A 22,439-nucleotide genomic window follows, 5' to 3' on the forward strand; every position below is an offset into this window, starting at 1 on the left:
CAAGATGATTGATCAGCGGATATTGAGCTGGGCTTTCAGGGTGTTTTGCGGCGGGTTGATCGAGGTATTGGTGAATTCGAACCAGCCCTGGGCCTGGACGTTCAGGTCGAACACATAGATGTAGCCCATCAGGGTGCCCACGCCGTTGCACGCCTCACTGATGTTGCCGACCTGGCACACCGCTGTGCGTTGCCCATTCAACTCTGCGCCGTTGAAGCGGCCCATGGGGCTGTTGCCCAGGCCGACTTCCATCACCGAGACCTTGGTGGGCCCGCGGTGCTCGCACATCTGAGTGATGTTGACCCGCTCCGGGATCGCTTCGCTGCAGTTGGCCGATTCCACCTTGAACACCCGTACCTCGCTCAAGGCCGGTGCAGCCGCGCCCCATGCCGGTGCCGCGCCCAGCCACAGGCTGATACTGGCGATCAGAGCTAGACTCCACGGGTTGGCTTTTTTCATGCTGTCGATGACCGGCTGTTGAACGTCGGCGCAGTATGCCTCAAGCCCATGCGCCATACAGCCTCGGCTGCTGGTATGATGCGCCGCTTTTTCCGATCCTCTCTGAAACCACAAGCGCTTGGCGCAGTTTGTGCTTTGACTTAGAGGTCAACAAATCACGACGCACACTAGCGTCACAGGGAGCCGGCATGCTGGAAAAGCTGTTTCAACTCAAAGCCCACAACACCAATGTGCGCACCGAGATTCTCGCGGGGATCACCACCTTCCTGGCCATGGCCTACATCCTGTTCGTGAACCCGAGCATCCTCGGCGAGACCGGCATGGACAAGGGCGCGGTGTTTGTCGCCACCTGCCTGGCGGCGGCCATTGGTTCGACCGTGATGGGCCTGATCGCCAACTACCCGATTGCCCTGGCACCGGGCATGGGCCTCAACGCCTTCTTCACCTACACCGTGGTCCTGCACATGGGCCACACCTGGCAGGTGGCGCTGGGCGCGGTATTCATTTCGGCGGTGCTGTTTTTCCTGCTGTCGATCTTCCGCATTCGTGAGTGGATCATCAACGCCATCCCCCTGCCCCTGCGCTCGGCGATTGCCGCCGGCATCGGCCTGTTCCTGGCGCTGATCGCCCTGCATAACGCCGGTATCGTGGTGAGCAACCCGGCCACCATGGTTGGCCTGGGCGACCTGAAACAACCGGCGCCGATTTTGGCGACCCTGGGTTTCGTGCTGATCGTCGCGCTGGAAGCCCTGGCCGTACGCGGCGCGGTGCTGATCGGCATCCTGGCGGTGACCGTCGCTTCCATCGTCCTGGGCTTCACACCTTTTATCGGTGTGACCTCGGTACCGCCGTCCCTGGCGCCGACCTTCCTGCAGCTGGATATCAAGGGCGCGCTGGACATCGGCCTGGTCAGCGTGATCTTCGCCTTCCTGTTCGTTGACCTGTTCGACAACTCCGGCACTCTGATCGGCGTCGCCAAGCGCGCCGGCCTGATGGGCAAGGACGGCCATATGCCGAAAATGGGCCGTGCACTGATCGCCGACAGTACCGCTGCCATGGCCGGTTCCCTGCTGGGCACCTCGACCACCACCAGCTACATCGAATCGGCCGCAGGCGTGAGCGCCGGTGGCCGTACCGGCTTGACCGCCGTCGTGGTCGCGATCCTGTTTTTGCTGGCGCTGTTCTTCTCGCCATTGGCCGCCAGCGTGCCGGCCTATGCCACCGCGCCAGCCTTGCTGTTTGTGGCGGTGCTGATGAGCCAAGGCCTGGCCGAAATCGACTGGGACGACATTACGGTGGCAGCGCCGGTGGTGATCACCGCCCTGGCGATGCCCTTCACTTACTCCATCGCCAACGGCATCGCCTTCGGTTTCATCGCCTGGACCGCCATCAAGCTGCTTTCGGGCCGCTACCGTGAGCTGAACCCGGCACTGGTGATCCTGTCGATCCTGTTTGTGATCAAGCTGGGCTGGTTCAACGCATGACTTTCGACGCCGCAAGCTACACCGTTCAACTGCAAGACAAGGTCACGCGCCTGCGTGACCTGCTGGCACCGTTCGATGCACCCGAGCCGCAGGTCTTCGACTCGCCGCTGCAGCACTTCCGCCTGCGTGCGGAGTTCCGCCTGTGGCGCGAAGGCGGCGAGCGCCACTACGCGATGTTCTCCCAGGAGGACAAGCGCACGCCGATCCTCATCGAACAGTTCCCCATCGCCAGCCAGCGCATCAACCAGTTGATGCCGCAACTCAAGGCCGCCTGGCAAGCCAGCACCGCACTGAGCCACAAGCTGTTCCAGGTGGAGTTCCTCACCACCCTGGCCGGCGACGCGATGATCACCCTGTGTTATCACCGCCCGCTGGACGAACATTGGCACACCGCAGCGAACACATTGGCCGCTGAGCTGAATGTGAGCATCATCGGCCGCTCCAAGGGCAAGCGCGATGTGATCGGCCACGACTACGTGGTGGAGAAACTCGACGTCGGTGGGCGCACCTTCAGCTACCGCCAACCCGAAGGCGCGTTCACCCAGCCCAACGGCACGGTGAACCAGAAGATGCTCAACTGGGCCTACGAAGCGCTGGGCGATCGCCCGGACGATTTGCTGGAGCTGTACTGCGGCAACGGCAACTTCACCCTGCCGCTGGCGACCCGCGTGCGCAAGGTGCTGGCCACCGAGATCAGCAAGACCTCGGTGAATGCGGCCCTGAGCAACCTGGATGAAAATGGCGTGGATAACGTCACCCTGGTGCGCCTCTCCGCCGAAGAGCTCACCCAAGCCCTGAACGAAGTGCGCCCGTTCCGCCGCCTGCACGGCATCGACCTGAAAAGCTACGAATTCGGTAGCGTCTTCGTCGACCCGCCCCGCGCAGGCATGGACCCGGACACCTGCGAGCTGACCCGGCGCTTCGACAACATCCTGTACATCTCCTGCAACCCGGAAACGCTGGCGGCGAATATCGCGCAACTGCACGACACGCACCGGATCACCCAGTGTGCAATGTTTGACCAGTTCCCGTGGACGCACCACATGGAGTCGGGTGTGTTGCTGACCCGCCGATAAACCTGCGGGGTAGGAGCGAGCTTGCTCGCTCCTACAGTTCCCCTATTGGGTATTCAAGTGTCTGTTGTCTCTGGGGGCTGCGGTACTTCCTTGCGTGGCCGGCCCCCCTTCTTGCCATTGGCCCGGGCCGCTGCGGTCTTGGCCGCGCTGCTTTTGCGACCATTGCGCGATGCCACCAGGCTGGTTGCCAGGTCCATCAGCGGCTGGCTTGTAGCGATCAACCCTGTAATCGAAACATCCAGGTCCTGCGCTTCACAGCTAATCGCCTTGCCTCCGAAAGTCACTTCCAACTGCTGGAAATCCTTCGCTGAAAACCCTTCGAACTCCGGCAGGCCAGCCACCGGCAACACCACGCGGCTGCCATCGGAGAAGCCAATGGAGAGGCAGTCGTGTTCATAACGTACGTTACTGGCGTTGGCGTACAGGCGTTTCAACCTGCGCCCTCGGGCGATTGCCTTGTCAACGTCGGCTTCAGTGAGAGGTACATAAGGTGTGACTTTAGCTTTTATGATTTTCATAAATTAATCCCCACGCAATCTGGCGCTCTTACCAGATTCAAAATAGTCCGTTGCGCTACGACATCGTGCCTGGCGCTGGCGATGACATAGACGCCGTGTCGAATGACCAATCCTGGGACCAACTCACCAGCGTCCCAATTCCAGGAATGATTCTCCAGGCAAACCGTCTGCAGTTTTTCCCACCAAATCCTGCGTGCCCGCGCCAAGTAGTGCCGCTGCATGATCGCCCCGCGTATCTCCTTCAGAAGTGCTATGGGTGGCCGCCTCCGTTCAGGCTCTACATCCCACAACTCAACTTCCCCATCCAGGAAACTGAAACGAAACCGCGCATCCCATCCCTTGCCCCTGACATGCACATGGGGCGGACAATGCTCATCCCTGATAAACACCGAAATGACATAGCCTTTGTAAGCACCTACTCTCATCGTAACCCATCCGTTAGGTTATTTTCCGTCAGGTAACAATTTCCCTCTGCACACCCGACAACCGGCTCCTATTCCCGAAGCTGTTTCACAGATTAGTAACCACAAAAAACCCGGTGAATGCCGGGTTGTAACCAGGGATGCCAACAACTGGAACGACCCGGCCAATGCTCGAAAGTCCTCGTCGTTCAGCAACCTCGCGCAATACTTCAACCGAATGCACATCAGCCGGTGATCCAGCAATTGCATTGATTAAACGTTCGATCACCGAACAGATCCGCAGCCATCCATTGACCAAATTAACCAACCAGTACATTTTGACTCCACAACCAATAAGAACTGTGGAGAAGCCTTTATGCCGCCCATCGTGCTGGTGCTCAACGGCCCCAATCTCAACCTGCTCGGCACTCGCGAGCCTGCCACTTATGGCCATGAAACCCTGGCCGACATTGCCGCTTTGTGTGGTCGCAGCGCCGACAAGCTCGGGCTGAAGATCGAGTTTCGCCAGACCAACCACGAGGGCGAATTGCTCGACTGGATCCACGGCGCCCGCAACCGCTGCGCGGGTATTGTGATCAACCCGGCGGCCTGGACTCACACTTCGGTCGCGATCCGCGATGCCCTGGTGGCCAGTGAAGTGCCGGTGATCGAAGTGCATTTATCCAACGTGCATGCCCGTGAAGCCTTTCGTCATCACTCGTTTGTGTCACCGATCGCCCAGGCCGTGCTGGCCGGGTTTGGCAGCCATGGCTACCACCTGGCACTGGAACATTTCAGCCTGACGCTGAAGGGACGCACGTGATGAAACCACGCATTCTCGCTGGCCTGATCGGCGCCGGCATCCAGGCCTCACGCACACCGGCACTGCACGAGCAGGAAGGCGACGCCCAGGGCTTGCGCTACCTGTATCGCCTGATCGACCTGGAGCCGCTGCACCTGGACCTCAACGCCCTGCCGGAATTACTACGGGCCGCCGAGCTGATGCACTTCACCGGGCTGAACATTACCTACCCGTGCAAGCAGGCGATCCTGCCTTTGCTCGATGAGCTCTCCGATGAAGCCAGGGGCATTGGTGCGGTCAACACCGTAGTGTTCAAGGGTGGCAAACGCATCGGTCATAACACCGACTGCCTGGGGTTCGCCGAAGGTTTTCGGCGCAACTTGCACAACGTACCGCGCCAACGCGTGGTGCAGATGGGCGCCGGTGGCGCGGGCGCGGCAGTGGCCCATGCACTGTTGGCAGAAGGCGTGGAGCACTTGAGCATCTTCGATGTCGACCGCACTCGCGCCCAGGACCTTGTGGATAACCTTGCCCAGCAGTTCGGCGTCGGTCGCGCTCAAGTCGGCAGCCACCTGGAAAACGCCATGGCCGAGGCCGATGGCCTGGTGAACACCACGCCGATGGGCATGGCCAAGTTGCCCGGCACGCCTGTACCTGCGGCGTTATTACGGGCTGAATTGTGGGTGGCGGAAATTGTGTACTTCCCGTTGGAAACCCAACTGCTGCGCGACGCGCGCGCCTTGGGTTGCCGTACCCTGGACGGCGGCAATATGGCGGTGTTTCAGGCGGTGAAGGCGTTTGAGTTGTTCAGCGGCGAAGTGGCGGATGCAGACAGGATGCTGGCGCACTTCCAGAGCATGAATATCTAGGGATGCAACCCCATCAAAATGTGGGAGCTGGCTTGCCGGCGATAGCGGTGGGCCAGTCAACCTATGGGGCACTGACAGACCGCTATCGCGGGCAAGCCCGGCTCCCACATTGATTGGGTTCAGCCTTGAAAACGGGTGTTCTCAGGCTTGCAGGTAGCGCAACACCGACTCGCAAATCATTTCCCGATGGCGTTGCTTGATCGCCTCATCCGACAGCTCGATCTGGAAGATCTCGCTGAACGTGTGCCGGTTGGACACCCGGTAGAAACTGAACGAGTTGATCAGCAAGTGCACATCCAGCGGCTCCAGCCCTTCGCGAAACAGCCCCAACTCAGCCCCGCGGCGCAGGGTCTCCCCCAACCCTTCCAGGATTTTGCTGTTCATCGCCTTGATGGTGTCGGTGCGCTTGACGTACTCGGCGTTGTGGATATTTTCGATGCTGACGATGCGCACGAAATCCACGTTCTGGTCGTGGTGATCGAAGGTGAACTCCACCAGCCGGCGAATCGCCTCACGCGGTTCCAGGGCGGTGAGGTTCATGCGCGTTTCGGTGTTGCGGATATCACCGTAGAGCTTCTCCAGCACCTCGACGTATAGCTGCTCCTTGCTGCCGAAGTAGTAATAGATCATGCGCTTGGAGGTATGGATGCGCTCGGCGATGGCGTCTACGCGAGCGCCGGCCAGGCCCTGTTGAACAAACTCGACAATGGCTTCCTGGAGAATATTCTCCCGGGTCTTTTCCGGATTGTTCTTGCGACTCTTGCGCGGTGCGTCAGCTACCGCGGGGAGATCGGGACTCGAGGTCATGGTGCGCTCACGGCCATTGTTGTGCAGGCGCTGATTATGGGCCGCGGCGCCCCCCGAAGGAAGCACCTGCCTTGCGGTTATAGCCGAGCCTGGCGTACCGCCCCACTGCGCGACTTGGCCATCGCCGCCAGACGCACCGCCACGTTGGCCGCGCCGTAGCCGGCATAACCATTCTTGCGCTGGATGATCTCGAAGAAAAAGCGCCCCTCGAACGCCTCGGTGTACACATGAAACAACTCACCGCCCTGGGCGTCGCGGTCGTACAGCACGTTGTAATACGCCAACTCACTGAGGAACTCATCGTCGAAATCGAAGCGTGCCGCCAGGTCGTCGTAATAGTTGAGCGGGATATCCAGCAACGGCACACCGGCCTCTTTGGCCCGGCGTACCTCGGCAAAAATATCCGCGCAATCGAAGGCAATGTGGTGCACGCCCGAACCGCGATAGCTGGAGAGCGCGTGGGAAATCGCCGTGTTGCGGTTTTCGGAGATATTCAACGGCAGGCGAATCGAACTGCAACGGCTGCGCAACGCACGGCTTTTCACCAGGCCGTAGGGGTCGGGCAGGACCACTTCGTCATCGGCTTCGAAATCCAGCAGGCTTTTGTAGAACAACACCCAACTGTCGAGGCTGTCGGCCGGCAGCGCCATGGCCATATGGTCAATGCGCAGCAAACCGCCACTGGCGGGTGCAGCCGTTTGCAGGTTGAAATCGGTGTCGTACAGCCCGCCTTCGCTGGGGTCCACCAAGTAGATCAGGCTGCCGTCCGGCGCACGCACCGCAGCCAGTTCCAGCTCGTTGGGGCCGACCAGGCCGCGATATGGCTGGCCCTTGTAGGCCACCGCCCGCTCCAGGGCCTTGGCACTGTCCTTGACCCGAATTGCCGTGGCGCACAGGGATGGCCCGTGGGCCTCGAAAAAGTTGTGGGCGAAGGAGTACGGTTCGCAGTTGAGGATCAGGTTGATGTCACCCTGGCGCAACAGGCTCACATTCTTGGAGCGATGCTGACCGGCCTTGGCGAAACCCAGACGCTCCAGCCAGTGGGTCAGCTTGGCGCCGAGGCTTTCGTCCACGGCAAATTCAAGAAACTCGATACCGTCGTATTCGCTGGCCGCCGGAGTTTCAAACAGGATATCCACGGGCGCAGCGGGGGCTTCTTGCGCCAGGCGCTGGCGGGTTTTTTCTTCCAGGTACAACAGCGACCGCAAGCCATCCGCCGCATTCGCGCGGGTCGGCGCAGCGCGGAAACCGTCATTGAAAATTTCCAGGGACAAGGGCCCGGTGTAGCCACTTTTGATAATCGGCGCGAGAAAGCCCGCCAGGTCAAATTCGCCCTGGCCTGGGAAGCAACGGAAATGCCGGCTCCACTCCAGCACATCCATGGCCAGGATCGGCGCGTCGGCCATTTGCACGAAGAAAATCTTGTCGCCGGGGATCTGCGCGATGCCGCTCGGGTCGCCCTTGAGCGACAAGGTGTGAAAGCTGTCGAGCAACACGCCCAGGCTTGGGTGATCGACCTGGCGCACCAGGTTCCACACCTGCTGCCAAGTGTTCACATGCTTGCCCCAGGCCAACGCTTCATAGCCGATGCGCAAGCCGCGCTTGCCCGCGTGTTCGGCCAGCAGGCTCAGGTCATCGAGCAGAATACGTTCGTCGCCCACGCTGTCGGCCGAGGCATTGCTGCACACCAATACCAGATCGGTACCCAGCTCCTGCATCAAGTCAAACTTGCGCTCGGCGCGCTCCAGGTTGCGCGCCAGGCGATCGCGGCGGCAGCCTTCGAAGTCGCGAAACGGTTGGAACAGGGTGATGGCAATGCCCAGGTCGGCGCACATCTGCCGGACTTCCCGGGGGCTGCCGTCGTAATACAACAAGTCGTTCTCGAAGATTTCCACCCCATCAAACCCGGCGGCGGCGATAGCCTCAAGCTTTTCCGGCAGGGTGCCGCTCAAGGACACAGTGGCAATAGAACGTTGCATGGAAGACTCCCGGCCATTGTTGTTTGTGGCAAATTATTCGCCCCCAGCCTACAGGCAGCAATTAAAATGTACGAACCGGTTAGTTTTTGGTGCGATTATCGAACACTATGCCCCTTTGGCGAATTGACGACTTTTTAACCACTGCGCACCATCGACCGGGCAATTCGTTCATGTAACAAAGACCCAGAACACACCATAAGAATTTCAAAAAACGGGTACGACCTCATGCCTCTGCAAAATCCCGCCCTGGCCACGCGCCCGGGCAACCCGCACGCCGGCATCGGCGACAAGATCCGCGGTGCCCTGGCCGTGGGTAAAACGCGCTGGGGCATGCTGGCCCTGGTGTTTTTCGCCACCACCCTGAACTACATCGACCGCGCCGCCCTGGGCGTGATGCAACCGATTCTGGCCAAGGAAATGAGCTGGACGGCGATGGACTACGCCAACATCAACTTCTGGTTCCAGGTCGGCTACGCCATCGGCTTTGTGCTGCAAGGCCGCCTGATTGACCGGGTGGGCGTCAAGCGCGTGTTCTTCTGCGCCGTGCTGCTGTGGAGCCTGGCCACCGGTGCCCACGGGTTGGCCACTTCGGCGATGGGCTTTATGGTTTGCCGGTTTATCCTCGGGCTGACCGAAGCCGCCAATTATCCCGCCTGCGTCAAGACCACACGTTTGTGGTTCCCGGCGGGCGAACGTGCGGTGGCCACTGGCATCTTCAACGCCGGTACCAACGTCGGCGCGATGATGACGCCGATGCTGCTGCCGTTGATCCTGCACGTGTGGGGCTGGCAAGCGGCGTTCCTGTGCATGTCGGCACTGGGTGCGATCTGGCTGGTGTTCTGGGGGTTGAAGTACTACAACCCGGAAGACCACCCAAGCGTTAAACAATCGGAACTGGACTACGTGCAACAGGAAGTCGAGCCCGAACAGCCCCGCGTGCCGTTCAGCCGCATCCTGCGCATGCGTGGCACCTGGGCCTTCGCCCTCGCCTACTCGCTGACCGCGCCGGTGTTCTGGTTCTACCTGTATTGGCTCCCGCCGTTCTTGAACCAGCAATACAACCTGGGCATCAACGTGACGCAGATGGGCATTCCGCTGATCATCATTTACCTCACCGCCGACTTTGGCAGCGTGGGCGGTGGGATCCTGTCGTCATTCCTGATCGGCCGAGGGATGAACTCGATCAAGGCACGCCTGTTGTCGATGTTGCTGTTCGCCTGCTGCATCGTCGGCGTGATCATGGCGGCCGGCTCCAGCCAGCTGTGGGTCGCGGTGTTCGCCATCTCCCTGGCCATCGGCGCACACCAGGCCTGGACCGCCAACATCTGGAGCCTGGTGATGGACTACACGCCCAAGCACATGATGAGCACGGTGTTCGGCTTCGGCGGCATGTGCGCGGCCATCGGCGGCATGTTCATGACCCAGATCGTCGGCCATATCCTCACGGTGACCAACAACAACTACACGGTGTTGTTCACCCTGATCCCGGCGATGTACTTCATCGCACTGGTGTGGATGTACTTCATGGCGCCGCGCAAGATCCCTACGGTAGACGTTTAACTAACGCCGCCGCTGCTGCCAGGCAGCGGCCAACCCGCTCATGCAGATCACCCCGATACCCACCACCGTGGTCATATCGGGGGTATGGCTGAACACCAGCCAGCCCAACAACCCCGCGAACACGATCTGACAATAGCCAAACGGCGCCAGCAAGGCCGGCGCCGCGAAGCGGAACGCCTGGGTGAGCATCAGGTGTGCGGTCATCCCGCAGGTGCCCAGCGCCAGCATCATCACCGCGTGCCACAGCGTCGGCACTTGCCAGAAGAACGGCACCATCGCACTCATCACCAAGGTGTTGCACAGGCCGGCGAAGAAGTTGCTGGTGGTCGGGCTGTCGTATTGGCTGAGGATGCGCGTGAGCAACTGGTAGAAGCAGAAGAACAGCGCCGAGCACAGCGGCAGCAATACCGCCGGGGTAAACAGCTCGCCGCCGGGGTGGATGATGATCACCACGCCGATAAACCCGCAGATCACCGCCAGCCACTGGCCACGGGTCACGTGCTCACCGAGCAACGGCACCGACAGCGCCGTCACCAGGATCGGCGCCAGGAAGTTCACCGCTGTAGCTTCGGCCAACGGGATGTAATGCAGCGCCGTGGTGAAGAACAGGCTGGTGCCCAACAGGCATAACGCCCGCACCACCTGCATGCCCGGCCGCTTGCTGCGCAACACGCGCAGGCCCGATTGCGGCAGGAAGATCCCGGCCATCAGCAAGGTGTGGACCATGTACCGCGCCCACACCACCATCACGATCGGGTAAAACCCGGCCAGGTATTTGGACAAGGCGTCGTGGCTGGAGAACAGGAACGTCGCCAGCACAATCAGCAGGATGCCTTTGAACGGATGGTTGACGCCGGAGAGCGGGGTACTGACAGTCATTGAATTCTCTTGTGTGGCGAGCGGGACGCTGAGCGCTGAACCAAGGCGCGCTCAACCCGGTAATCTAGCAGCCGGGCCGGAGTCTGCCCCAAGAGCATAACCAAACACCGGGCGAACAGCGCACTAAATCGATGGATCCGAGTCCAACGCTGCACGCTCGCCCCGGCGTTGCACACTTTTTAACCAAGGCCTTGCCGCTATGAAAAAAATCCTCTTTGCCCTGTCTGCCCTCGCCCTGCTCGCCGCCTGCGATAAAACCCCGAAAGAAGCCCCCAAGCCCGCGCCCGCCTCCGTGCAAGCGACCCTGGTGCCCGAGACCCCGCCCACCGATAAATGGGTCGGCAAGTGGGTCGGCGTCGAAGGCTTGCACCTGACCATCGCCAAGGACGACAGCATTGGCCGCGGCCACTACCTTCTCACCATGCAATATGGCCTGGACGCCGATGACGCCGGCACCTTCAAAGGTGAGGCCGCTGAAGACGGCATCGCCTTCACCCGCCCCGACGGCCCGCAGCTGTTGCGCGCTGGCGATGGCGCCGCCACCGGTTTGAAGTGGCTGGCGGATAAAAAAGACTGCCTGATCGTTGCCACTGGCGAAGGCTATTGCCGTTAATACCGACCATAATCAATCACGGTTAGCACACAGAGGATTGCTCCCATGCTATGGAAAAAAGGCCGACGCAGCGACAACGTGGTGGATGCCCGTAACGACAGTGGCGGCGGCGGTGGCGGTATGCGCTTCGGCGGCGGCAAGGGCCTGAGCCTCACGGCCATCGTGCTGATCGTCGGCATTGGCTGGCTGACCGGCCAGGACCCGATGCAGATTCTTGGCCAATTGACCGGCCAGATGGAACAGGCGCCGTCGGTCAGCACCCAGCCGCGTCAAGCGCCGCCAGCCAACGATGAGCAAGCCGACTTTGTGCGCGCCGTGCTGGGCGATACCGAAGACACCTGGGGCCAAGTGTTCCAGGAAAATGGGCTGGCCTATAAGAACCCGAAACTGATCCTGTTCCGTGGCCGGGTGAACTCAGCCTGCGGTGGCGCCACCTCGGCCAGCGGCCCGTTCTACTGCCCGGCTGACCAGCAGGTGTACCTGGACCTGGATTTTTTCCGGGAAATGTCGCAACGCTTCCAGGCCGCCGGTGATTTCGCCCAGGCCTACGTGATCGCCCACGAAATCGGGCACCACGTACAAACGTTGCTGGGCATCTCGTCCAAGATCCAGGCAGCGCGCCAACAGGGTCGGCAGATGGAAGGCGACGGTGGCCTGCTGGTTCGCCAGGAACTGCAAGCCGATTGCTTTGCCGGCGTGTGGGCCAACCATGCGCAAAAACGCCTGAACTGGCTGGAACCCGGTGATATCGAAGAGGCCCTGAACGCAGCTAATGCCATCGGCGATGACCGCTTGCAGCAACAAGGCCAGGGGCGCGTGGTACCCGACTCGTTCACCCACGGCACATCGGCCCAGCGCGTGCGCTGGTTCAAGACCGGCTTCGCCCAGGGCCAGATCACTCAATGCGATACCTTCGCGGCCAAGAGTCTCTAAATGATCAAACGGTTGGGGTTACTGCTGGGTGTGCTCGTGTCCTGTTGCACCCTGGCGGCTGAACACGGCGTCAAGGTGGTCAGCCCCGATCGCTTTCATCTGGAGGCCGGCGACCTCAGCCTCGGCGTGAGCCAAAACTGGGGCCAGCCGCTGCCCAAGGTCACGCGCGCATTGATCATCGTGCATGGCCGCCTGCGCAATGCGCAGACCTATCTGCAAAGCGGTATCGACGCCGCCACCCATGCCGGGGTCGGCGGCACTACGCTGGTGATCGCGCCGCAGTTTCTGAATCAATCGGACGTGAAGCGTAACCATCTGGGCAATCAGGTATTGCGTTGGAAGGGCAACGACTGGATGGCTGGCGAAGCTTCCACCGCGCCTGGGCAGGTCAGTTCTTATGGCGCTCTGGACCAGATCATCAAGCACCTGGGCAACCGCAAGCTGTTCCCGGCGCTGAAGGAAATCGTGATCGCCGGGCATTCCGGTGGCGGCCAGGTTGTCCAACGCTTCGCCCTCACCGGCCATGACCACCCGTTGCTGCAAACCGAAGGCATCAGCCTGCGGTACGTGGTGGCCAATCCATCGTCCTACGCCTACTTCAGCCCGCAGCGGCCGGTACCGTTCGATACGGCCAGTTGCCCAAGCTTCAACGACTGGAAATACGGCATGCAAAACCTGCCGGATTACGTGGATGAGCGAGGCACCCAGCAACTGGAACAAGCCTACGTCTCACGCGACATCACTTACCTGTTGGGCCAGCAGGACACCGACCCCAACCACCCGGCATTGGATAAAAGCTGCGGGGCCGAAACCCAGGGTGCGTATCGGCTGCTTCGTGGCCACAACTATTTTGACTACCTCAAGCAGCGGCATCCGCAGTTGGGCCACCGGCTGGTAGAAGTGCCGGGGGTGGGGCATGACGGGGACAAGATGTTTACCTCGCCAGAGGGAGAAAAGGTACTGTTCACGCAGTAATCACTGAAGAAACCCAATAAAAATGTGGGAGCTGGCTTGCCTGCGATGACGGACTGTCAGTTGACAGAGTGTCAACTGACCCACCGCTATCGCAGGTCAAGCCAGCTCCCACATTTGCTCTCTGTCGCCCGGGTTAGATCATTCGGCGCAGCGCCGCACAATCCTCGGCATGCCAATCCGCCAATTCCGGCCAAGGGTTCTCCGGCAAGTTCACCAACACCGTCCTGGCGCCCGCTGCCCGGCCACAATCCAGGTCAAAGCGATAATCCCCCACCATCACCATTTCGCGGGGTGCTACGCCCCAAGCCGCCGCCAGTTTCAGCAACCCACCGGGATCCGGCTTGTGCGGCGCATCATCGCGCCCCAGCACGTCCTCAATGGCAAAGCAGTCCGCCAGGCCTATCGCCTCCAGGGTGATATGGGCCAGTTCCCGCGCATTACGGGTCAGGATCCCCAAACGATAACCGCGCCCGGCCAATTCGCGTACCAGCTCAACGGCACCTTCGGCCGCTATGGAACCCAGCGCCAGCTCGCGCTCATGCTCCAGCAACCAGGCATGTTTGGCCTGCGCGACATCTGCCGGCAATGCCGCGAGGTGCGTGAGAATGTCGTCTTCAGGCGGGATCTGCAGCGCCACGCGGATAGCCGCAAAATCATGCACCGCCACCGTGAGGGTGCCGTCCATGTCGAACACCCAGTGCTTCACGTCGCAGAGGCTCATGCCCAATCCTTGCGATGGCGGATCAAACCTTCCTGGGTCACCGACGCCACCAGTTGCCCGGCGCGGTTGTACACGCTGCCCCGGGAGAAACCCCGGGAGTTGCCGGCCCACGGGCTGTCCATGGCGTACAGCAACCAGTCATCGGCACGCAGGTCGGCGTGGAACCACAGCGCGTGATCGAGACTGGCGACCTGCATGTCTTTCTGCCACACGGTCTTGCCATGGGGCAGCAACGAGGTGGTCAACAGGCCGAAGTCCGAGGCGTAGGCCAACAGGTACTTATGCAGCGCCGGGGTGTCCGCCAAGGCACCGTCGGCACGAAACCACACGTACTTGACCGGGTCGGACGGCTGCGGGTTGAACGGGTCTTTTTCGGTGACCGGGCGCACTTCAATGGGCTTGGGGCACAGCAACTTGTCGCGCATGTGCTCGGGGATCAGGTGCGCACGTTGCTGGGTCAGCTCCAGCTCCGACGGCAGGTTTTCCGGGCCCACTACCACCGGCATGGTGGTCTGGTGCTCGAAGCCTTGTTCGTCGTACTGGAACGAGGTCGTGCAGGTGAAGATCGGATTGCCCTTTTGAATCGCGGTGACACGACGCGTGCTGAAACTGCCACCGTCGCGCACGCGGTCCACCGAATACACCACCGGCAACGCGGCATCGCCAGGGCGCAGGAAATAACCGTGCAGGGAATGCACATGCCGCGCTTCTTCTACGGTCTGGCTGGCCGCCGACAGCGACTGGCCGAGCACTTGGCCGCCGAACAGTTGGCGAAAGCCTAGGTCCTGGCTGCGGCCGCGAAAGAGGTTTTCCTCGATCGGCTCCAGGGTCAGCAAGTCCACCAGATCTTCCAATACTTGGCTCATAGAGCAACTCCTACAATCAATAGGGCATTCCGGGCTGCTTATCCGTGCAGCGTGTCCAACCATTGGGCGCGGGTGATGCGGTACAAAACATGCGGGCGCAGCGGGTCACCGGCTGCGACTTTCGGGTGTTCAAAATCTGCCTGCGGATCGTAATGCATACCGATGGCCTGCATGACTTTTTGTGAGGGCAGATTGGCTTCAGTGGTGAAGGCCAGAATTTCGTCCAGTTGCAAGCGGTCAAAACCACAGCGCAACGCCGTCCAGGCCGCCTCACTGGCATAACCCAGGCCCCAATGTTCGCGGGCCAGGCGCCAGCCGATTTCCACCGCAGGGGTAAAGCCGGCTTCGAAGCTGACATTCGCAAGGCCCGTCAGGCCGATAAATTCACCGGTGTCCTTGCGCTGCAAAGCCCAGAACCCAAAGCCATATTCAGCAAAATGCCCGCGAATACGGCCGATCAACGCTGCGCTCTCCAAGTGGCTCAATTGAGCCGGGAAGTAACGCATAACCTGCGGGTCGGCGCACATGCGCGCAAAGTCCGGCAGGTCGCTGTCGCGCCATTGGCGCAGCACCAAGCGTGCACTTTCCAATTCCAGTATCGGCTCCATGGGTCCCCCTGCCTTGCCATGTGCGTGAGTGTACAGCGCTGTTAAGATCCGTCGCAGGTTCCCGTCAGAAAATCCCATGCCCTTGCCATTGATCTACCACGAAGACTACAGCCCTGAGTTCCCGGCGGACCACCGGTTCCCCATGGACAAGTTTCGCCTGTTGCGTGACCACCTGGTGGACAGCGGCCTCACCGAAGACAGCCAATTGCTGCGCCCGCCGCTGTGCCCGGCAGACATTTTGGCCCTGGCCCATGAACCTGGGTATATCGAGCGCTACATGAGCGGCGAACTGTCCCGCGAGGACCAACGCCGCCTTGGCCTGCCGTGGAGCGAAGCCCTGGCCCGGCGCACGGTGCGTGCGGTGGGCGGCTCGATCCTGGCCGCCGAACAGGCCCTCGAACATGGCCTGGCCTGCCATTTGGCGGGTGGCACCCACCATGCCCATTACGATTATCCGGCGGGTTTCTGCATTTTTAATGACCTGGCGGTGATCAGCCATTACCTGTTGGCCAGCGGCCGGGTCAATCGCGTGTTGATCTTCGATTGCGACGTACATCAGGGCGACGGCACCGCACGCATCCTGCACGACACACCGGACGCCATTACCGTGTCGCTGCACTGCGAAAAGAACTTCCCGGCACGCAAGGCCCAGAGCGACTGGGACATCCCGCTGCCCATGGGTATGGGCGATGCCGACTACCTCAAGGTGGTGGATGACGCGCTCAACTACCTGCTGCCGCTCTACCAGCCGGACCTGGTGCTGTACGACGCCGGCGTGGATGTGCACAAGGACGACGCCCTTGGTTACCTCAAGCTGACAGACGCCGGCGTCGCCGCCCGTGATGAAAGCGTGATGCGCCACTGCCTGGGCCGCGACATTCCGGTGATGGGCGTGATCGGTGGCGGCTATAGCAAGGACCGCCCTGCCCTCGCCCGCCGCCACGGCATCCTGCACCACAGCGCACAGCGGGTATGGACGTCATCAGGCTGTCATTGAAGTGTGAGCGTTACCCACAATGCCTGTGGAACGGCCTGTGGATAACTTGAGCGTAAGCGGCTACAAGCGTTTGACCGCATGGCCTGTAGGAAAGTGTACGTTTTTTGATCAGGCAGCGGCGTCGTGGTCGGGTAGAATGCTCGGCCTATTCACATCACCGTAGCCCTGCCCATGCCTCAGAGTTCTGCCCACCACGTCTCCATTATCGGCGGCGGCCCCGCCGGGCTGATGGCCGCCGAAGTCTTGAGCCAGGCTGGCGTGCGCGTGGACCTGTACGACGGTATGCCGTCGGTGGGGCGCAAGTTCCTGCTGGCAGGCGTGGGCGGCATGAACATCACCCACTCCGAGGCGTACCCGGCGTTCCTGTCGCGCTACGCCGAACGCGCGCCGCACATGGCGCCACTGCTGCGCAGCTTTGGTGCCGAGGCGCTGTGCGAATGGATTCATGGCCTGGGTATTCAAACCTTTGTCGGTACCTCCGGCCGCGTATTTCCTACCGATATGAAAGCCGCGCCACTGTTGCGCGCCTGGCTCAAGCGTCTGCGGGAGCAAGGTGTGGTTATCCACACCCGTCATCGTTGGACGGGTTGGAATGACGAGGGCGATTTACTTATCCACAGCCCGGACGGCGGAAAAGTTGTCCACAGCGACGCCGTGCTGCTGGCCCTGGGCGGCGGCAGCTGGTCGCGATTGGGCTCCGACGGCGCATGGCTCAACCTGTTTGAAGGCAAAGGCCTGCCCTATGTGAGGCTGCAACCGAGCAACTGCGGGTTTGAAGTGTCGGCATGGAGCGAGTTGATGGTCAGCAAATTCGCTGGCGCGCCGTTGAAAAACGTCGCCATTGGCCTGGGGGATGACAAGCCTCGTCTGGGCGAATGCGTGATCACTGCCACCGGTATCGAAGGCAGCTTGATTTACGCCTTGTCAGCGCCAATTCGTGAAGCGATCAACCGCGACGGTGCGGCCACGGTGCATATCGATTTGCTGCCCAGCAAGCCGCTGGACAAGGTGCAGGCCGCATTGGCCAAGCCCCGTGGCTCACGGTCGATGAGCAAGCATTTGCACAGTCAGTTGGGGTTGGATGGCGTGAAAGCGGCGTTGTTGCGCGAGCTGACGCCTGCTGGACACTTCACCGATTCGGCGCAATTGGCAGTGGATATCAAGGCGTTGCCGCTGACATTGGTGAAAACGCGGCCGATGGATGAGGCGATCAGCACGGCAGGCGGTGTGCCGTTTGAAGCGCTGGATGAGCGGTTGATGCTCAAGCCGTTGCCTGGGGTGTTTTGTGCGGGGGAAATGCTCGATTGGGAAGCGCCGACCGGTGGGTATTTGCTGACCGGGTGTTTTGCCAGTGGCCGGGCTGCTGGGCTGGGGATGGTGGAGTGGCTTAACCGCTGAGCGCTGCGGTGGATTCAAGGCCCCCATCGCAGGCAAGCCAGCTCCCACCTTTGACTGTATTCACAATTCAAAGGTGGGAGCTGGCTTGCCTGCGATGAGGCCATCAGCCACCGCGCAAAATCACTTCTTCTTACGCGGCCCAGTATTAAACACCGGCACCTTGCGCACCGGCTTGATCGACGGCTCAGCCGGGGCTACGTCCCCACTGTCCACCCACTTGCCCAGATTGCGCTTGCCGCCACCGCCGGACGCCTTCGGCTTCTTCGGCTTTTTCGGTTTCTTCACAACCTGCCCGCTGGCATCGGTGTCCGGCACGCGGTGCTCCGGCTCGAACTCCGGTTCCATCTTGCGGGTGAGGGTCTGACGGGTCAGCATCTCGATGGCCGAGAGCATGTTCACCTCATCGGCGCACACCAGGGAAATCGCCTCACCGGTGTTGCCCGCACGCCCGGTACGGCCGATACGGTGGATGTAGTCCTCGGCCACGATGGGCAGGTCAAAGTTGACCACCAGCGGCAGGTCTTCGATATCAAGGCCACGGGCCGCTACGTCGGTGGCCACCAGGATCTGCACGTCGCTGGTCTTGAAGCGGTCCAGTGCGCGTTGGCGGGTGGCTTGAGGTTTGTCGCCATGGATGCCGTCGGCGTTGATCCCCAGGCCCTGCAACTTGTCCACCAAGGCGTCTACGCCGTTGCGGGTCTTGGCGAACACCAGCACTTGCTTCCAACGGCCTTTGCGCATCAGGTGCACAAACAGCTCCGGCTTACGCTTCTTGTCCACCGGCACCACCCACTGCTTGACGGTGTTGGCGGCAACGTTGCGTGGGCTGACTTCGATGCTCAGCGGGTCGTTGAGCATCTGCCCGGCGAGCAGGCGAATGTCATCGGAGAAGGTCGCGGAGAACAACAGGGTCTGGCGCTTTTTCGGCAGCATGCGATAAATGTTGGCAAGCTCTTCGGAGAAGCCCAGGTCGAGCATGCGGTCGGCTTCATCCAGCACCAGGGTTTGCAGCTGGTTGAGCTTCAGCGCGTTCTGGCGGAACAGGTCGATCAGGCGGCCAGGGGTGGCGACCAGAATGTCGACGCCTTTGCGCAGCTTCATCATCTGCGGGTTGATGCTCACGCCGCCGTACACCGCGTAAGTGGTCAGCGGCAGGTGTTGGGCGTACTCGGCAACGCTGGCATGAACCTGCTCGGCCAGTTCACGGGTGGGGCACAGGATCAGCGCACGCGCCGAGTTGGCGGCGACTTTCGGCCCTTCCATGGTCAGCAGTTGCAGCAGCGGCAAAGCGAAACCTGCGGTCTTGCCGGTGCCGGTCTGGGCCGCGGCCATCAGGTCGCGACCGGCCAGCACTGCCGGAATGGCTTGCGCCTGCACCGGCGTCGGGGTCTGGTAGCCAAGCGTCTCAAGGGCGCGCAGCAAGGGTTCGATCAGGCCAAGGGTGGCGAAAGTCATGTAGTTACCGTAGGAAAAATTCAGCGCAAGGGCGTAATGCGCGGCAGTTTACCTTATTTCGGGTTTGGGCTTGCGCCATTGGGGCAGGCTGATCAGCAACACCGCGCTGATGATCACCAGCATTGCCAGGGCTTCTTCCAGGCCGATGCTCTCACCCACGAACACAATCCCCAGCAACACGGCGACGGCCGGGTTCACGTAGGCATAACTGGTCGCCGCCGCCGGGCGTACGTGCTTGAGCAGGTACATATAAGCGTTGAAGGCGATGATCGAGCCGAACACCGTGAGGTACGCCAGGGCCAGCCAGCCCTCCAACGGCGGCATGGCCTGCAGGTGCTCGCCAGACAATGCGCTGACGATCAGCAGCGCCACGCCAGCCACGAGCATTTCCGCGGCGCTGGCCATGGCGCCTTGGGGCAACGGCAAATGGCGGCTCCACACCGAGCCGAAGGCCCACGACGCCGCCGCCATCAACAGCAACACCGCGCCCATTGGGCTCGACTGCAAGGTACTGCCCATGTTGAGCATGGCGATACCGATGATCCCCAGCAGCACCCCTGCCCATTCCAACCGCGTATTACGCGCGCCCCAGAAAAACCCACACAGCAAGGTAAACAGCGGCACCGTCGCCACCGCCAGCGCCGCCACGCCGGACGACACGCCCATATGTTCCGCCACGCTGACGCCACCATTGCCCACGGTGAGCAACAAAATGCCGATCATCCCGGCCGCCTTCCACTGCGGCCAGGTCGGCGCCGGCACCCCGCGCCATCTGAGGAAGCCATACATCAATACCCCCGCCGTGCAAAACCGAATCCCCGCCAGCAACAGCGGCGGCCAGTACTCCACGCCGATACGGATCACCAGGTAGGTGGAACCCCAGATCACATACAACGCAAAAAAGGCGGCGATCAACGGTAAGGGAAAGCGACGTGGGCCAGGCATTGGGCGGCTCTATGGCAGGAAATGGGAGACTTATTCTAGAAACGAAGGTGGATAAACTTAAGTTACAAAACCTGTTTAAAACGCCAATACACTTCTCAAACCATGGTTATCAAGGCTATAAACCGTGCTTTCGAAAGCCACGCGCAACCGGAGCCTTATCATGGACAAATATGACCGCATGCTCCTCAGCGCCCTGCTTGAAGATGGCCGTGCTTCCTACGCGCAACTGGCGCGCACCGTAAACCTCTCCGCCCCCGCCGTGGCCGAACGCGTGGCCAAGCTTGAGGCCAGCGGCGTGATCACCGGCTACCAGGCCAAGGTGGATTTATCCAAAGTGGGCTTGCCGATTCAATGCGTGATTGAATTGCGGCTGACCAACCATGGCAGCCAAAAGGTGTACGACGCCCTGGCGGAGATACCCGAACTGACCGAATGCCACCGGGTCACGGGCGACCCATGCGTGATCATGCAAGCGGCGGTGGGCTCGATGCCCGAGTTGGAGAGCCTGATTAACCGGGTCGCGAAGTTTGGCTTCAGCAAGACCTCGATTATTTTGTCCAGCGCCATAGAGCGGCGGGTGCCGTTGGGGCAATTGGAAGCCAATGGGAAAAATGCTGGCTGAGCGATCGTTCCCACAGGGATCGCGTACTGCCCGAGCGACGCGGTCAACTGTGGGAGCTGGCTTGCCTGCGATGGCGCCAGTGGCCTCACCGAAGAGTCGAACGCTGAACAATCAAATCGACTACCTGCTCAATCGTAGTGATGTGATCCCAATCCTCCTGCGTCGCTTGCAGCTTGAACTGCCACTTGATCTGCATGACAAAGCAGGTCAGGTCTTCATCAATGATGTCGAAGTCATGGATGAAATCGGTGTGCTCCGTCACATCGCGCCGGTCGATAAAACCGATGATATCGACGAACAGCTGGATCACTTTTTCGCTGATGTCGGCTCTGGCCAGGCTACCTTCCATTTCTCGCCTCATAGGCACACTTACCAATACTGACCAGGTCAAAGACTGCAAGCCCGGCAGCGACGAAGGGCATGCCTCGCCCGATGATGCCAAATACCCGCACCGTGCCAAACGTTGCCTTTGCCATTCTGGCCATGGTGGGTTGCCTGATCAACGTACGAGGGAAAAAGCGCATGCCGATCAGGCTAGCCAGGTTCGTGGTTTTGCTGGAGCCGACGTGAACCCAGGCACCCACCGCAATTTTGCTTATGGGTATGCCCGCCGCGCCAGTGATCACTGTGGCTGCCGTGAGGCCGTAGTGTTGCTGTGTACATTTCCAGAGTTCATCAAACGTCGTATCGGGCACAGCGGAGTCAGCGTGAATCGGCTTGAGTAACTGGTAATGAGGGCCATGACTCCAACCTGGCGAACTCGGCAACACCATGACAGCCGGGTAGCTCGTCATCGTGTTGCCCACATGAAACGCCATGCTTGAACTGGAACCCAGATCAATGCCATTTGATTCAAGTTCCAACTTGCTTCGCATAATCGCCGTATGAAGATCGCTTTCCTGCATGTTCTTGTCCCTGTGCGTGAATGACACACAGAATGGTAGGTCGCAGTAAAACGCGATGGATGAGTAAAGAAGAAAACCAGAAAGGTCCTAACTCATAGCCGGATTTGACCTACCGACCATTCAGCGCTCAGGTGCCTTGTTTGCGTCGGATTCGGTAGCCAGTCTCGCCCTGTCATCGAATGCTCGGTGACCGGACGTGCAAGTCCGACGCCCTGGCCCACGCATCGGACGGAGTGATGAGATGCGTTGGGTGGAGATGGCGAAGGGGGTGGTGGGCCAGGCGTTGGAGTGCGCACAGCCTCGATAAACGACGCATAACCCCTGTGGGAGCCGGGCTTGCCTGCGATAGCGGAGGGTCAGGCAATAAATGGCTGGCTGATACACCGCTATCGCAGCATAGGTATCTACACAACTTCGGCACGACGCTAAATCTGTGGCGAGGGAGCTTGCTCCCGTGACGGCCCCGGCGGCCAGCGCATATCTACCTGACGCCCCGCGATCAAATTGTGGGAGCTGGCTTGCCTGCGATGGCGGCCTGGAAAGCCTACGCTGTTATACCGAGTGCAT

At 60.8% G+C, this 22,439-nt stretch carries 25 protein-coding genes; 11 read left to right on the forward strand and 14 right to left on the reverse strand.

Going from position 1 to position 22,439, the window contains the following annotated elements; all coding sequences use genetic code 11:
• Positions 1-12 precede the first annotated feature (12 nt).
• Complete coding sequence (locus GIV35_RS20590; RefSeq protein WP_105229188.1) at positions 13-459, reverse strand: DUF4879 domain-containing protein; 447 nt, start codon at positions 457-459, stop codon at positions 13-15.
• A 188-nt stretch (positions 460-647) separates the two neighbouring features.
• On the opposite strand from GIV35_RS20590, the gene GIV35_RS20595 reads away from it, so the two are divergent.
• Together GIV35_RS20595 and trmA are read left to right on the forward strand one after the other, a co-directional pair.
• The gene (locus GIV35_RS20595; RefSeq protein ID WP_044268839.1) at positions 648-1,943 is read left to right on the forward strand and encodes an NCS2 family permease; all 1,296 of its coding nucleotides are present in this window, start codon (positions 648-650) and stop codon (positions 1,941-1,943) included.
• Positions 1,940-3,019, forward strand: coding sequence for a tRNA (uridine(54)-C5)-methyltransferase TrmA (trmA, locus tag GIV35_RS20600; protein WP_236264437.1), 1,080 nt, complete (start codon positions 1,940-1,942; stop codon positions 3,017-3,019). The genes GIV35_RS20595 and trmA overlap by 4 nt, the downstream gene beginning before the upstream one ends.
• Positions 3,020-3,072: 53 nt before the next feature.
• Here trmA and GIV35_RS20605 read toward each other — a convergent pair whose 3' ends face one another.
• The 3 genes from GIV35_RS20605 to GIV35_RS20615 form a co-directional block, all read right to left on the reverse strand.
• Complete coding sequence (locus GIV35_RS20605) at positions 3,073-3,537, reverse strand: DUF2442 domain-containing protein (RefSeq protein ID WP_197883757.1); 465 nt, start codon at positions 3,535-3,537, stop codon at positions 3,073-3,075.
• Positions 3,534-3,962, reverse strand: a complete 429-nt coding sequence (locus GIV35_RS20610) for a DUF4160 domain-containing protein (RefSeq protein ID WP_198715358.1) — start codon at positions 3,960-3,962, stop codon at positions 3,534-3,536. The genes GIV35_RS20605 and GIV35_RS20610 overlap by 4 nt, the downstream gene beginning before the upstream one ends.
• A gap of 85 nt (positions 3,963-4,047) precedes the next feature.
• Positions 4,048-4,275 (reverse strand): hypothetical protein, encoded by a 228-nt coding sequence (locus GIV35_RS20615; RefSeq protein WP_213153384.1) that lies wholly within the window; start codon positions 4,273-4,275, stop codon positions 4,048-4,050.
• A gap of 39 nt (positions 4,276-4,314) precedes the next feature.
• Here GIV35_RS20615 and aroQ point away from each other — a divergent pair, with 39 nt between their 5' ends.
• Together aroQ and GIV35_RS20625 are read left to right on the forward strand one after the other, a co-directional pair.
• Positions 4,315-4,761, forward strand: coding sequence for a type II 3-dehydroquinate dehydratase (aroQ, locus tag GIV35_RS20620; RefSeq protein WP_019818037.1), 447 nt, complete (start codon positions 4,315-4,317; stop codon positions 4,759-4,761).
• The gene (locus tag GIV35_RS20625; RefSeq protein ID WP_234452146.1) at positions 4,761-5,609 is read left to right on the forward strand and encodes a shikimate dehydrogenase; all 849 of its coding nucleotides are present in this window, start codon (positions 4,761-4,763) and stop codon (positions 5,607-5,609) included. The genes aroQ and GIV35_RS20625 overlap by 1 nt, the downstream gene beginning before the upstream one ends.
• A 141-nt stretch (positions 5,610-5,750) precedes the next feature.
• Here GIV35_RS20625 and GIV35_RS20630 read toward each other — a convergent pair whose 3' ends face one another.
• Both GIV35_RS20630 and quiC read right to left on the reverse strand, forming a co-directional pair.
• The gene (locus tag GIV35_RS20630) at positions 5,751-6,416 is read right to left on the reverse strand and encodes a TetR/AcrR family transcriptional regulator (protein ID WP_054896166.1); all 666 of its coding nucleotides are present in this window, start codon (positions 6,414-6,416) and stop codon (positions 5,751-5,753) included.
• A gap of 77 nt (positions 6,417-6,493) precedes the next feature.
• Positions 6,494-8,395 (reverse strand): 3-dehydroshikimate dehydratase QuiC, encoded by a 1,902-nt coding sequence (quiC, locus tag GIV35_RS20635; protein WP_236264438.1) that lies wholly within the window; start codon positions 8,393-8,395, stop codon positions 6,494-6,496.
• Between the two features lie 225 nt (positions 8,396-8,620).
• Between quiC and GIV35_RS20640 the strand changes: the two genes are divergently transcribed.
• On the forward strand, positions 8,621-9,955 hold the full coding sequence (locus tag GIV35_RS20640) for an MFS transporter (protein WP_236264439.1): 1,335 nt from the start codon (positions 8,621-8,623) through the stop codon (positions 9,953-9,955).
• Here the strand turns inward: GIV35_RS20640 and GIV35_RS20645 are convergent, their stop codons facing one another.
• Positions 9,956-10,834, reverse strand: coding sequence for a DMT family transporter (locus GIV35_RS20645; RefSeq protein WP_003194370.1), 879 nt, complete (start codon positions 10,832-10,834; stop codon positions 9,956-9,958). It abuts the gene before it with no gap.
• Between the two features lie 199 nt (positions 10,835-11,033).
• Here GIV35_RS20645 and GIV35_RS20650 point away from each other — a divergent pair, with 199 nt between their 5' ends.
• Genes GIV35_RS20650 through GIV35_RS20660 form a run of 3 tightly spaced genes read left to right on the forward strand, consistent with a single transcriptional unit; the run spans position 11,034 to position 13,355 of the window.
• Positions 11,034-11,447 carry a lipoprotein gene (locus tag GIV35_RS20650; protein WP_034126935.1) on the forward strand — a complete coding sequence of 138 codons (414 nt, stop codon included), beginning with the start codon at positions 11,034-11,036 and terminating at the stop codon, positions 11,445-11,447.
• Between the two features lie 45 nt (positions 11,448-11,492).
• The gene (gene ypfJ, locus GIV35_RS20655; RefSeq protein WP_014720040.1) at positions 11,493-12,380 is read left to right on the forward strand and encodes a KPN_02809 family neutral zinc metallopeptidase; all 888 of its coding nucleotides are present in this window, start codon (positions 11,493-11,495) and stop codon (positions 12,378-12,380) included.
• Positions 12,381-13,355, forward strand: coding sequence for an alpha/beta hydrolase (locus GIV35_RS20660; RefSeq protein WP_236264440.1), 975 nt, complete (start codon positions 12,381-12,383; stop codon positions 13,353-13,355).
• Between the two features lie 133 nt (positions 13,356-13,488).
• Here GIV35_RS20660 and GIV35_RS20665 read toward each other — a convergent pair whose 3' ends face one another.
• Genes GIV35_RS20665 through GIV35_RS20675 form a run of 3 tightly spaced genes read right to left on the reverse strand, consistent with a single transcriptional unit; the run spans position 13,489 to position 15,550 of the window.
• The gene (locus GIV35_RS20665; protein WP_236264441.1) at positions 13,489-14,076 is read right to left on the reverse strand and encodes an HAD family hydrolase; all 588 of its coding nucleotides are present in this window, start codon (positions 14,074-14,076) and stop codon (positions 13,489-13,491) included.
• Positions 14,073-14,942: an acyl-CoA thioesterase II gene (tesB, locus tag GIV35_RS20670; RefSeq protein WP_014720043.1), complete on the reverse strand. Its 870-nt coding sequence runs from the start codon at positions 14,940-14,942 to the stop codon at positions 14,073-14,075. Before tesB ends, GIV35_RS20665 begins: the two co-directional genes overlap by 4 nt.
• Before the next feature lie 38 nt (positions 14,943-14,980).
• Complete coding sequence (locus GIV35_RS20675; protein WP_054896171.1) at positions 14,981-15,550, reverse strand: GNAT family N-acetyltransferase; 570 nt, start codon at positions 15,548-15,550, stop codon at positions 14,981-14,983.
• Between the two features lie 76 nt (positions 15,551-15,626).
• Here GIV35_RS20675 and GIV35_RS20680 point away from each other — a divergent pair, with 76 nt between their 5' ends.
• Complete coding sequence (locus GIV35_RS20680) at positions 15,627-16,547, forward strand: histone deacetylase family protein (RefSeq protein WP_060767991.1); 921 nt, start codon at positions 15,627-15,629, stop codon at positions 16,545-16,547.
• Positions 16,548-16,718: 171 nt separating this feature from the next.
• The gene (locus GIV35_RS20685) at positions 16,719-17,945 is read left to right on the forward strand and encodes a TIGR03862 family flavoprotein (protein ID WP_236264442.1); all 1,227 of its coding nucleotides are present in this window, start codon (positions 16,719-16,721) and stop codon (positions 17,943-17,945) included.
• A gap of 120 nt (positions 17,946-18,065) precedes the next feature.
• Here GIV35_RS20685 and GIV35_RS20690 read toward each other — a convergent pair whose 3' ends face one another.
• Both GIV35_RS20690 and yedA read right to left on the reverse strand, forming a co-directional pair.
• Positions 18,066-19,400, reverse strand: coding sequence for a DEAD/DEAH box helicase (locus tag GIV35_RS20690; RefSeq protein WP_213153380.1), 1,335 nt, complete (start codon positions 19,398-19,400; stop codon positions 18,066-18,068).
• A 48-nt stretch (positions 19,401-19,448) separates the two neighbouring features.
• Positions 19,449-20,345: a drug/metabolite exporter YedA gene (yedA, locus tag GIV35_RS20695; RefSeq protein WP_236264443.1), complete on the reverse strand. Its 897-nt coding sequence runs from the start codon at positions 20,343-20,345 to the stop codon at positions 19,449-19,451.
• A gap of 160 nt (positions 20,346-20,505) precedes the next feature.
• On the opposite strand from yedA, the gene GIV35_RS20700 reads away from it, so the two are divergent.
• Entirely contained in the window at positions 20,506-20,967 is a 462-nt protein-coding gene (locus GIV35_RS20700) for an Lrp/AsnC family transcriptional regulator (protein ID WP_054918076.1), read from the forward strand.
• A gap of 85 nt (positions 20,968-21,052) precedes the next feature.
• Here GIV35_RS20700 and GIV35_RS20705 read toward each other — a convergent pair whose 3' ends face one another.
• Both GIV35_RS20705 and GIV35_RS20710 read right to left on the reverse strand, forming a co-directional pair.
• The gene (locus GIV35_RS20705) at positions 21,053-21,316 is read right to left on the reverse strand and encodes an acyl carrier protein (RefSeq protein ID WP_198715367.1); all 264 of its coding nucleotides are present in this window, start codon (positions 21,314-21,316) and stop codon (positions 21,053-21,055) included.
• Entirely contained in the window at positions 21,306-21,872 is a 567-nt protein-coding gene (locus GIV35_RS20710) for a hypothetical protein (RefSeq protein WP_236264444.1), read from the reverse strand. Before GIV35_RS20710 ends, GIV35_RS20705 begins: the two co-directional genes overlap by 11 nt.
• Positions 21,873-22,439: the final 567 nt, after the last annotated feature.

Origin of the sequence: Pseudomonas sp. PA-1-6B, from assembly GCF_021609545.1 — a bacterium.
GTDB classification, from domain to species: Bacteria; Pseudomonadota; Gammaproteobacteria; order Pseudomonadales; family Pseudomonadaceae; genus Aquipseudomonas; species Aquipseudomonas fluorescens_BV.

What these genes read in the sequence shown, in the direction of transcription:
- GIV35_RS20605 (WP_197883757.1), bottom strand. Translation starts at nt 3,537, where the DNA reads ATGAAAATCATAAAAGCTAAAGTCACACCTTATGTACCTCTCACTGAA.
- GIV35_RS20650 (WP_034126935.1), top strand. Translation starts at nt 11,034, where the DNA reads ATGAAAAAAATCCTCTTTGCCCTGTCTGCCCTCGCCCTGCTCGCCGCC.
- GIV35_RS20690 (WP_213153380.1), bottom strand. Translation starts at nt 19,400, where the DNA reads ATGACTTTCGCCACCCTTGGCCTGATCGAACCCTTGCTGCGCGCCCTT.
- ypfJ (WP_014720040.1), top strand. Translation starts at nt 11,493, where the DNA reads ATGCTATGGAAAAAAGGCCGACGCAGCGACAACGTGGTGGATGCCCGT.
- GIV35_RS20680 (WP_060767991.1), top strand. Translation starts at nt 15,627, where the DNA reads ATGCCCTTGCCATTGATCTACCACGAAGACTACAGCCCTGAGTTCCCG.
- tesB (WP_014720043.1), bottom strand. Translation starts at nt 14,942, where the DNA reads ATGAGCCAAGTATTGGAAGATCTGGTGGACTTGCTGACCCTGGAGCCG.
- GIV35_RS20710 (WP_236264444.1), bottom strand. Translation starts at nt 21,872, where the DNA reads ATGCAGGAAAGCGATCTTCATACGGCGATTATGCGAAGCAAGTTGGAA.
- GIV35_RS20700 (WP_054918076.1), top strand. Translation starts at nt 20,506, where the DNA reads ATGGACAAATATGACCGCATGCTCCTCAGCGCCCTGCTTGAAGATGGC.
- GIV35_RS20590 (WP_105229188.1), bottom strand. Translation starts at nt 459, where the DNA reads ATGAAAAAAGCCAACCCGTGGAGTCTAGCTCTGATCGCCAGTATCAGC.
- GIV35_RS20705 (WP_198715367.1), bottom strand. Translation starts at nt 21,316, where the DNA reads ATGGAAGGTAGCCTGGCCAGAGCCGACATCAGCGAAAAAGTGATCCAG.
- GIV35_RS20610 (WP_198715358.1), bottom strand. Translation starts at nt 3,962, where the DNA reads ATGAGAGTAGGTGCTTACAAAGGCTATGTCATTTCGGTGTTTATCAGG.
- aroQ (WP_019818037.1), top strand. Translation starts at nt 4,315, where the DNA reads ATGCCGCCCATCGTGCTGGTGCTCAACGGCCCCAATCTCAACCTGCTC.
- yedA (WP_236264443.1), bottom strand. Translation starts at nt 20,345, where the DNA reads ATGCCTGGCCCACGTCGCTTTCCCTTACCGTTGATCGCCGCCTTTTTT.
- GIV35_RS20675 (WP_054896171.1), bottom strand. Translation starts at nt 15,550, where the DNA reads ATGGAGCCGATACTGGAATTGGAAAGTGCACGCTTGGTGCTGCGCCAA.
- quiC (WP_236264438.1), bottom strand. Translation starts at nt 8,395, where the DNA reads ATGCAACGTTCTATTGCCACTGTGTCCTTGAGCGGCACCCTGCCGGAA.
- GIV35_RS20615 (WP_213153384.1), bottom strand. Translation starts at nt 4,275, where the DNA reads ATGTACTGGTTGGTTAATTTGGTCAATGGATGGCTGCGGATCTGTTCG.
- GIV35_RS20630 (WP_054896166.1), bottom strand. Translation starts at nt 6,416, where the DNA reads ATGACCTCGAGTCCCGATCTCCCCGCGGTAGCTGACGCACCGCGCAAG.
- GIV35_RS20640 (WP_236264439.1), top strand. Translation starts at nt 8,621, where the DNA reads ATGCCTCTGCAAAATCCCGCCCTGGCCACGCGCCCGGGCAACCCGCAC.
- GIV35_RS20660 (WP_236264440.1), top strand. Translation starts at nt 12,381, where the DNA reads ATGATCAAACGGTTGGGGTTACTGCTGGGTGTGCTCGTGTCCTGTTGC.
- GIV35_RS20625 (WP_234452146.1), top strand. Translation starts at nt 4,761, where the DNA reads ATGAAACCACGCATTCTCGCTGGCCTGATCGGCGCCGGCATCCAGGCC.
- GIV35_RS20685 (WP_236264442.1), top strand. Translation starts at nt 16,719, where the DNA reads ATGCCTCAGAGTTCTGCCCACCACGTCTCCATTATCGGCGGCGGCCCC.
- GIV35_RS20665 (WP_236264441.1), bottom strand. Translation starts at nt 14,076, where the DNA reads ATGAGCCTCTGCGACGTGAAGCACTGGGTGTTCGACATGGACGGCACC.
- GIV35_RS20645 (WP_003194370.1), bottom strand. Translation starts at nt 10,834, where the DNA reads ATGACTGTCAGTACCCCGCTCTCCGGCGTCAACCATCCGTTCAAAGGC.
- trmA (WP_236264437.1), top strand. Translation starts at nt 1,940, where the DNA reads ATGACTTTCGACGCCGCAAGCTACACCGTTCAACTGCAAGACAAGGTC.
- GIV35_RS20595 (WP_044268839.1), top strand. Translation starts at nt 648, where the DNA reads ATGCTGGAAAAGCTGTTTCAACTCAAAGCCCACAACACCAATGTGCGC.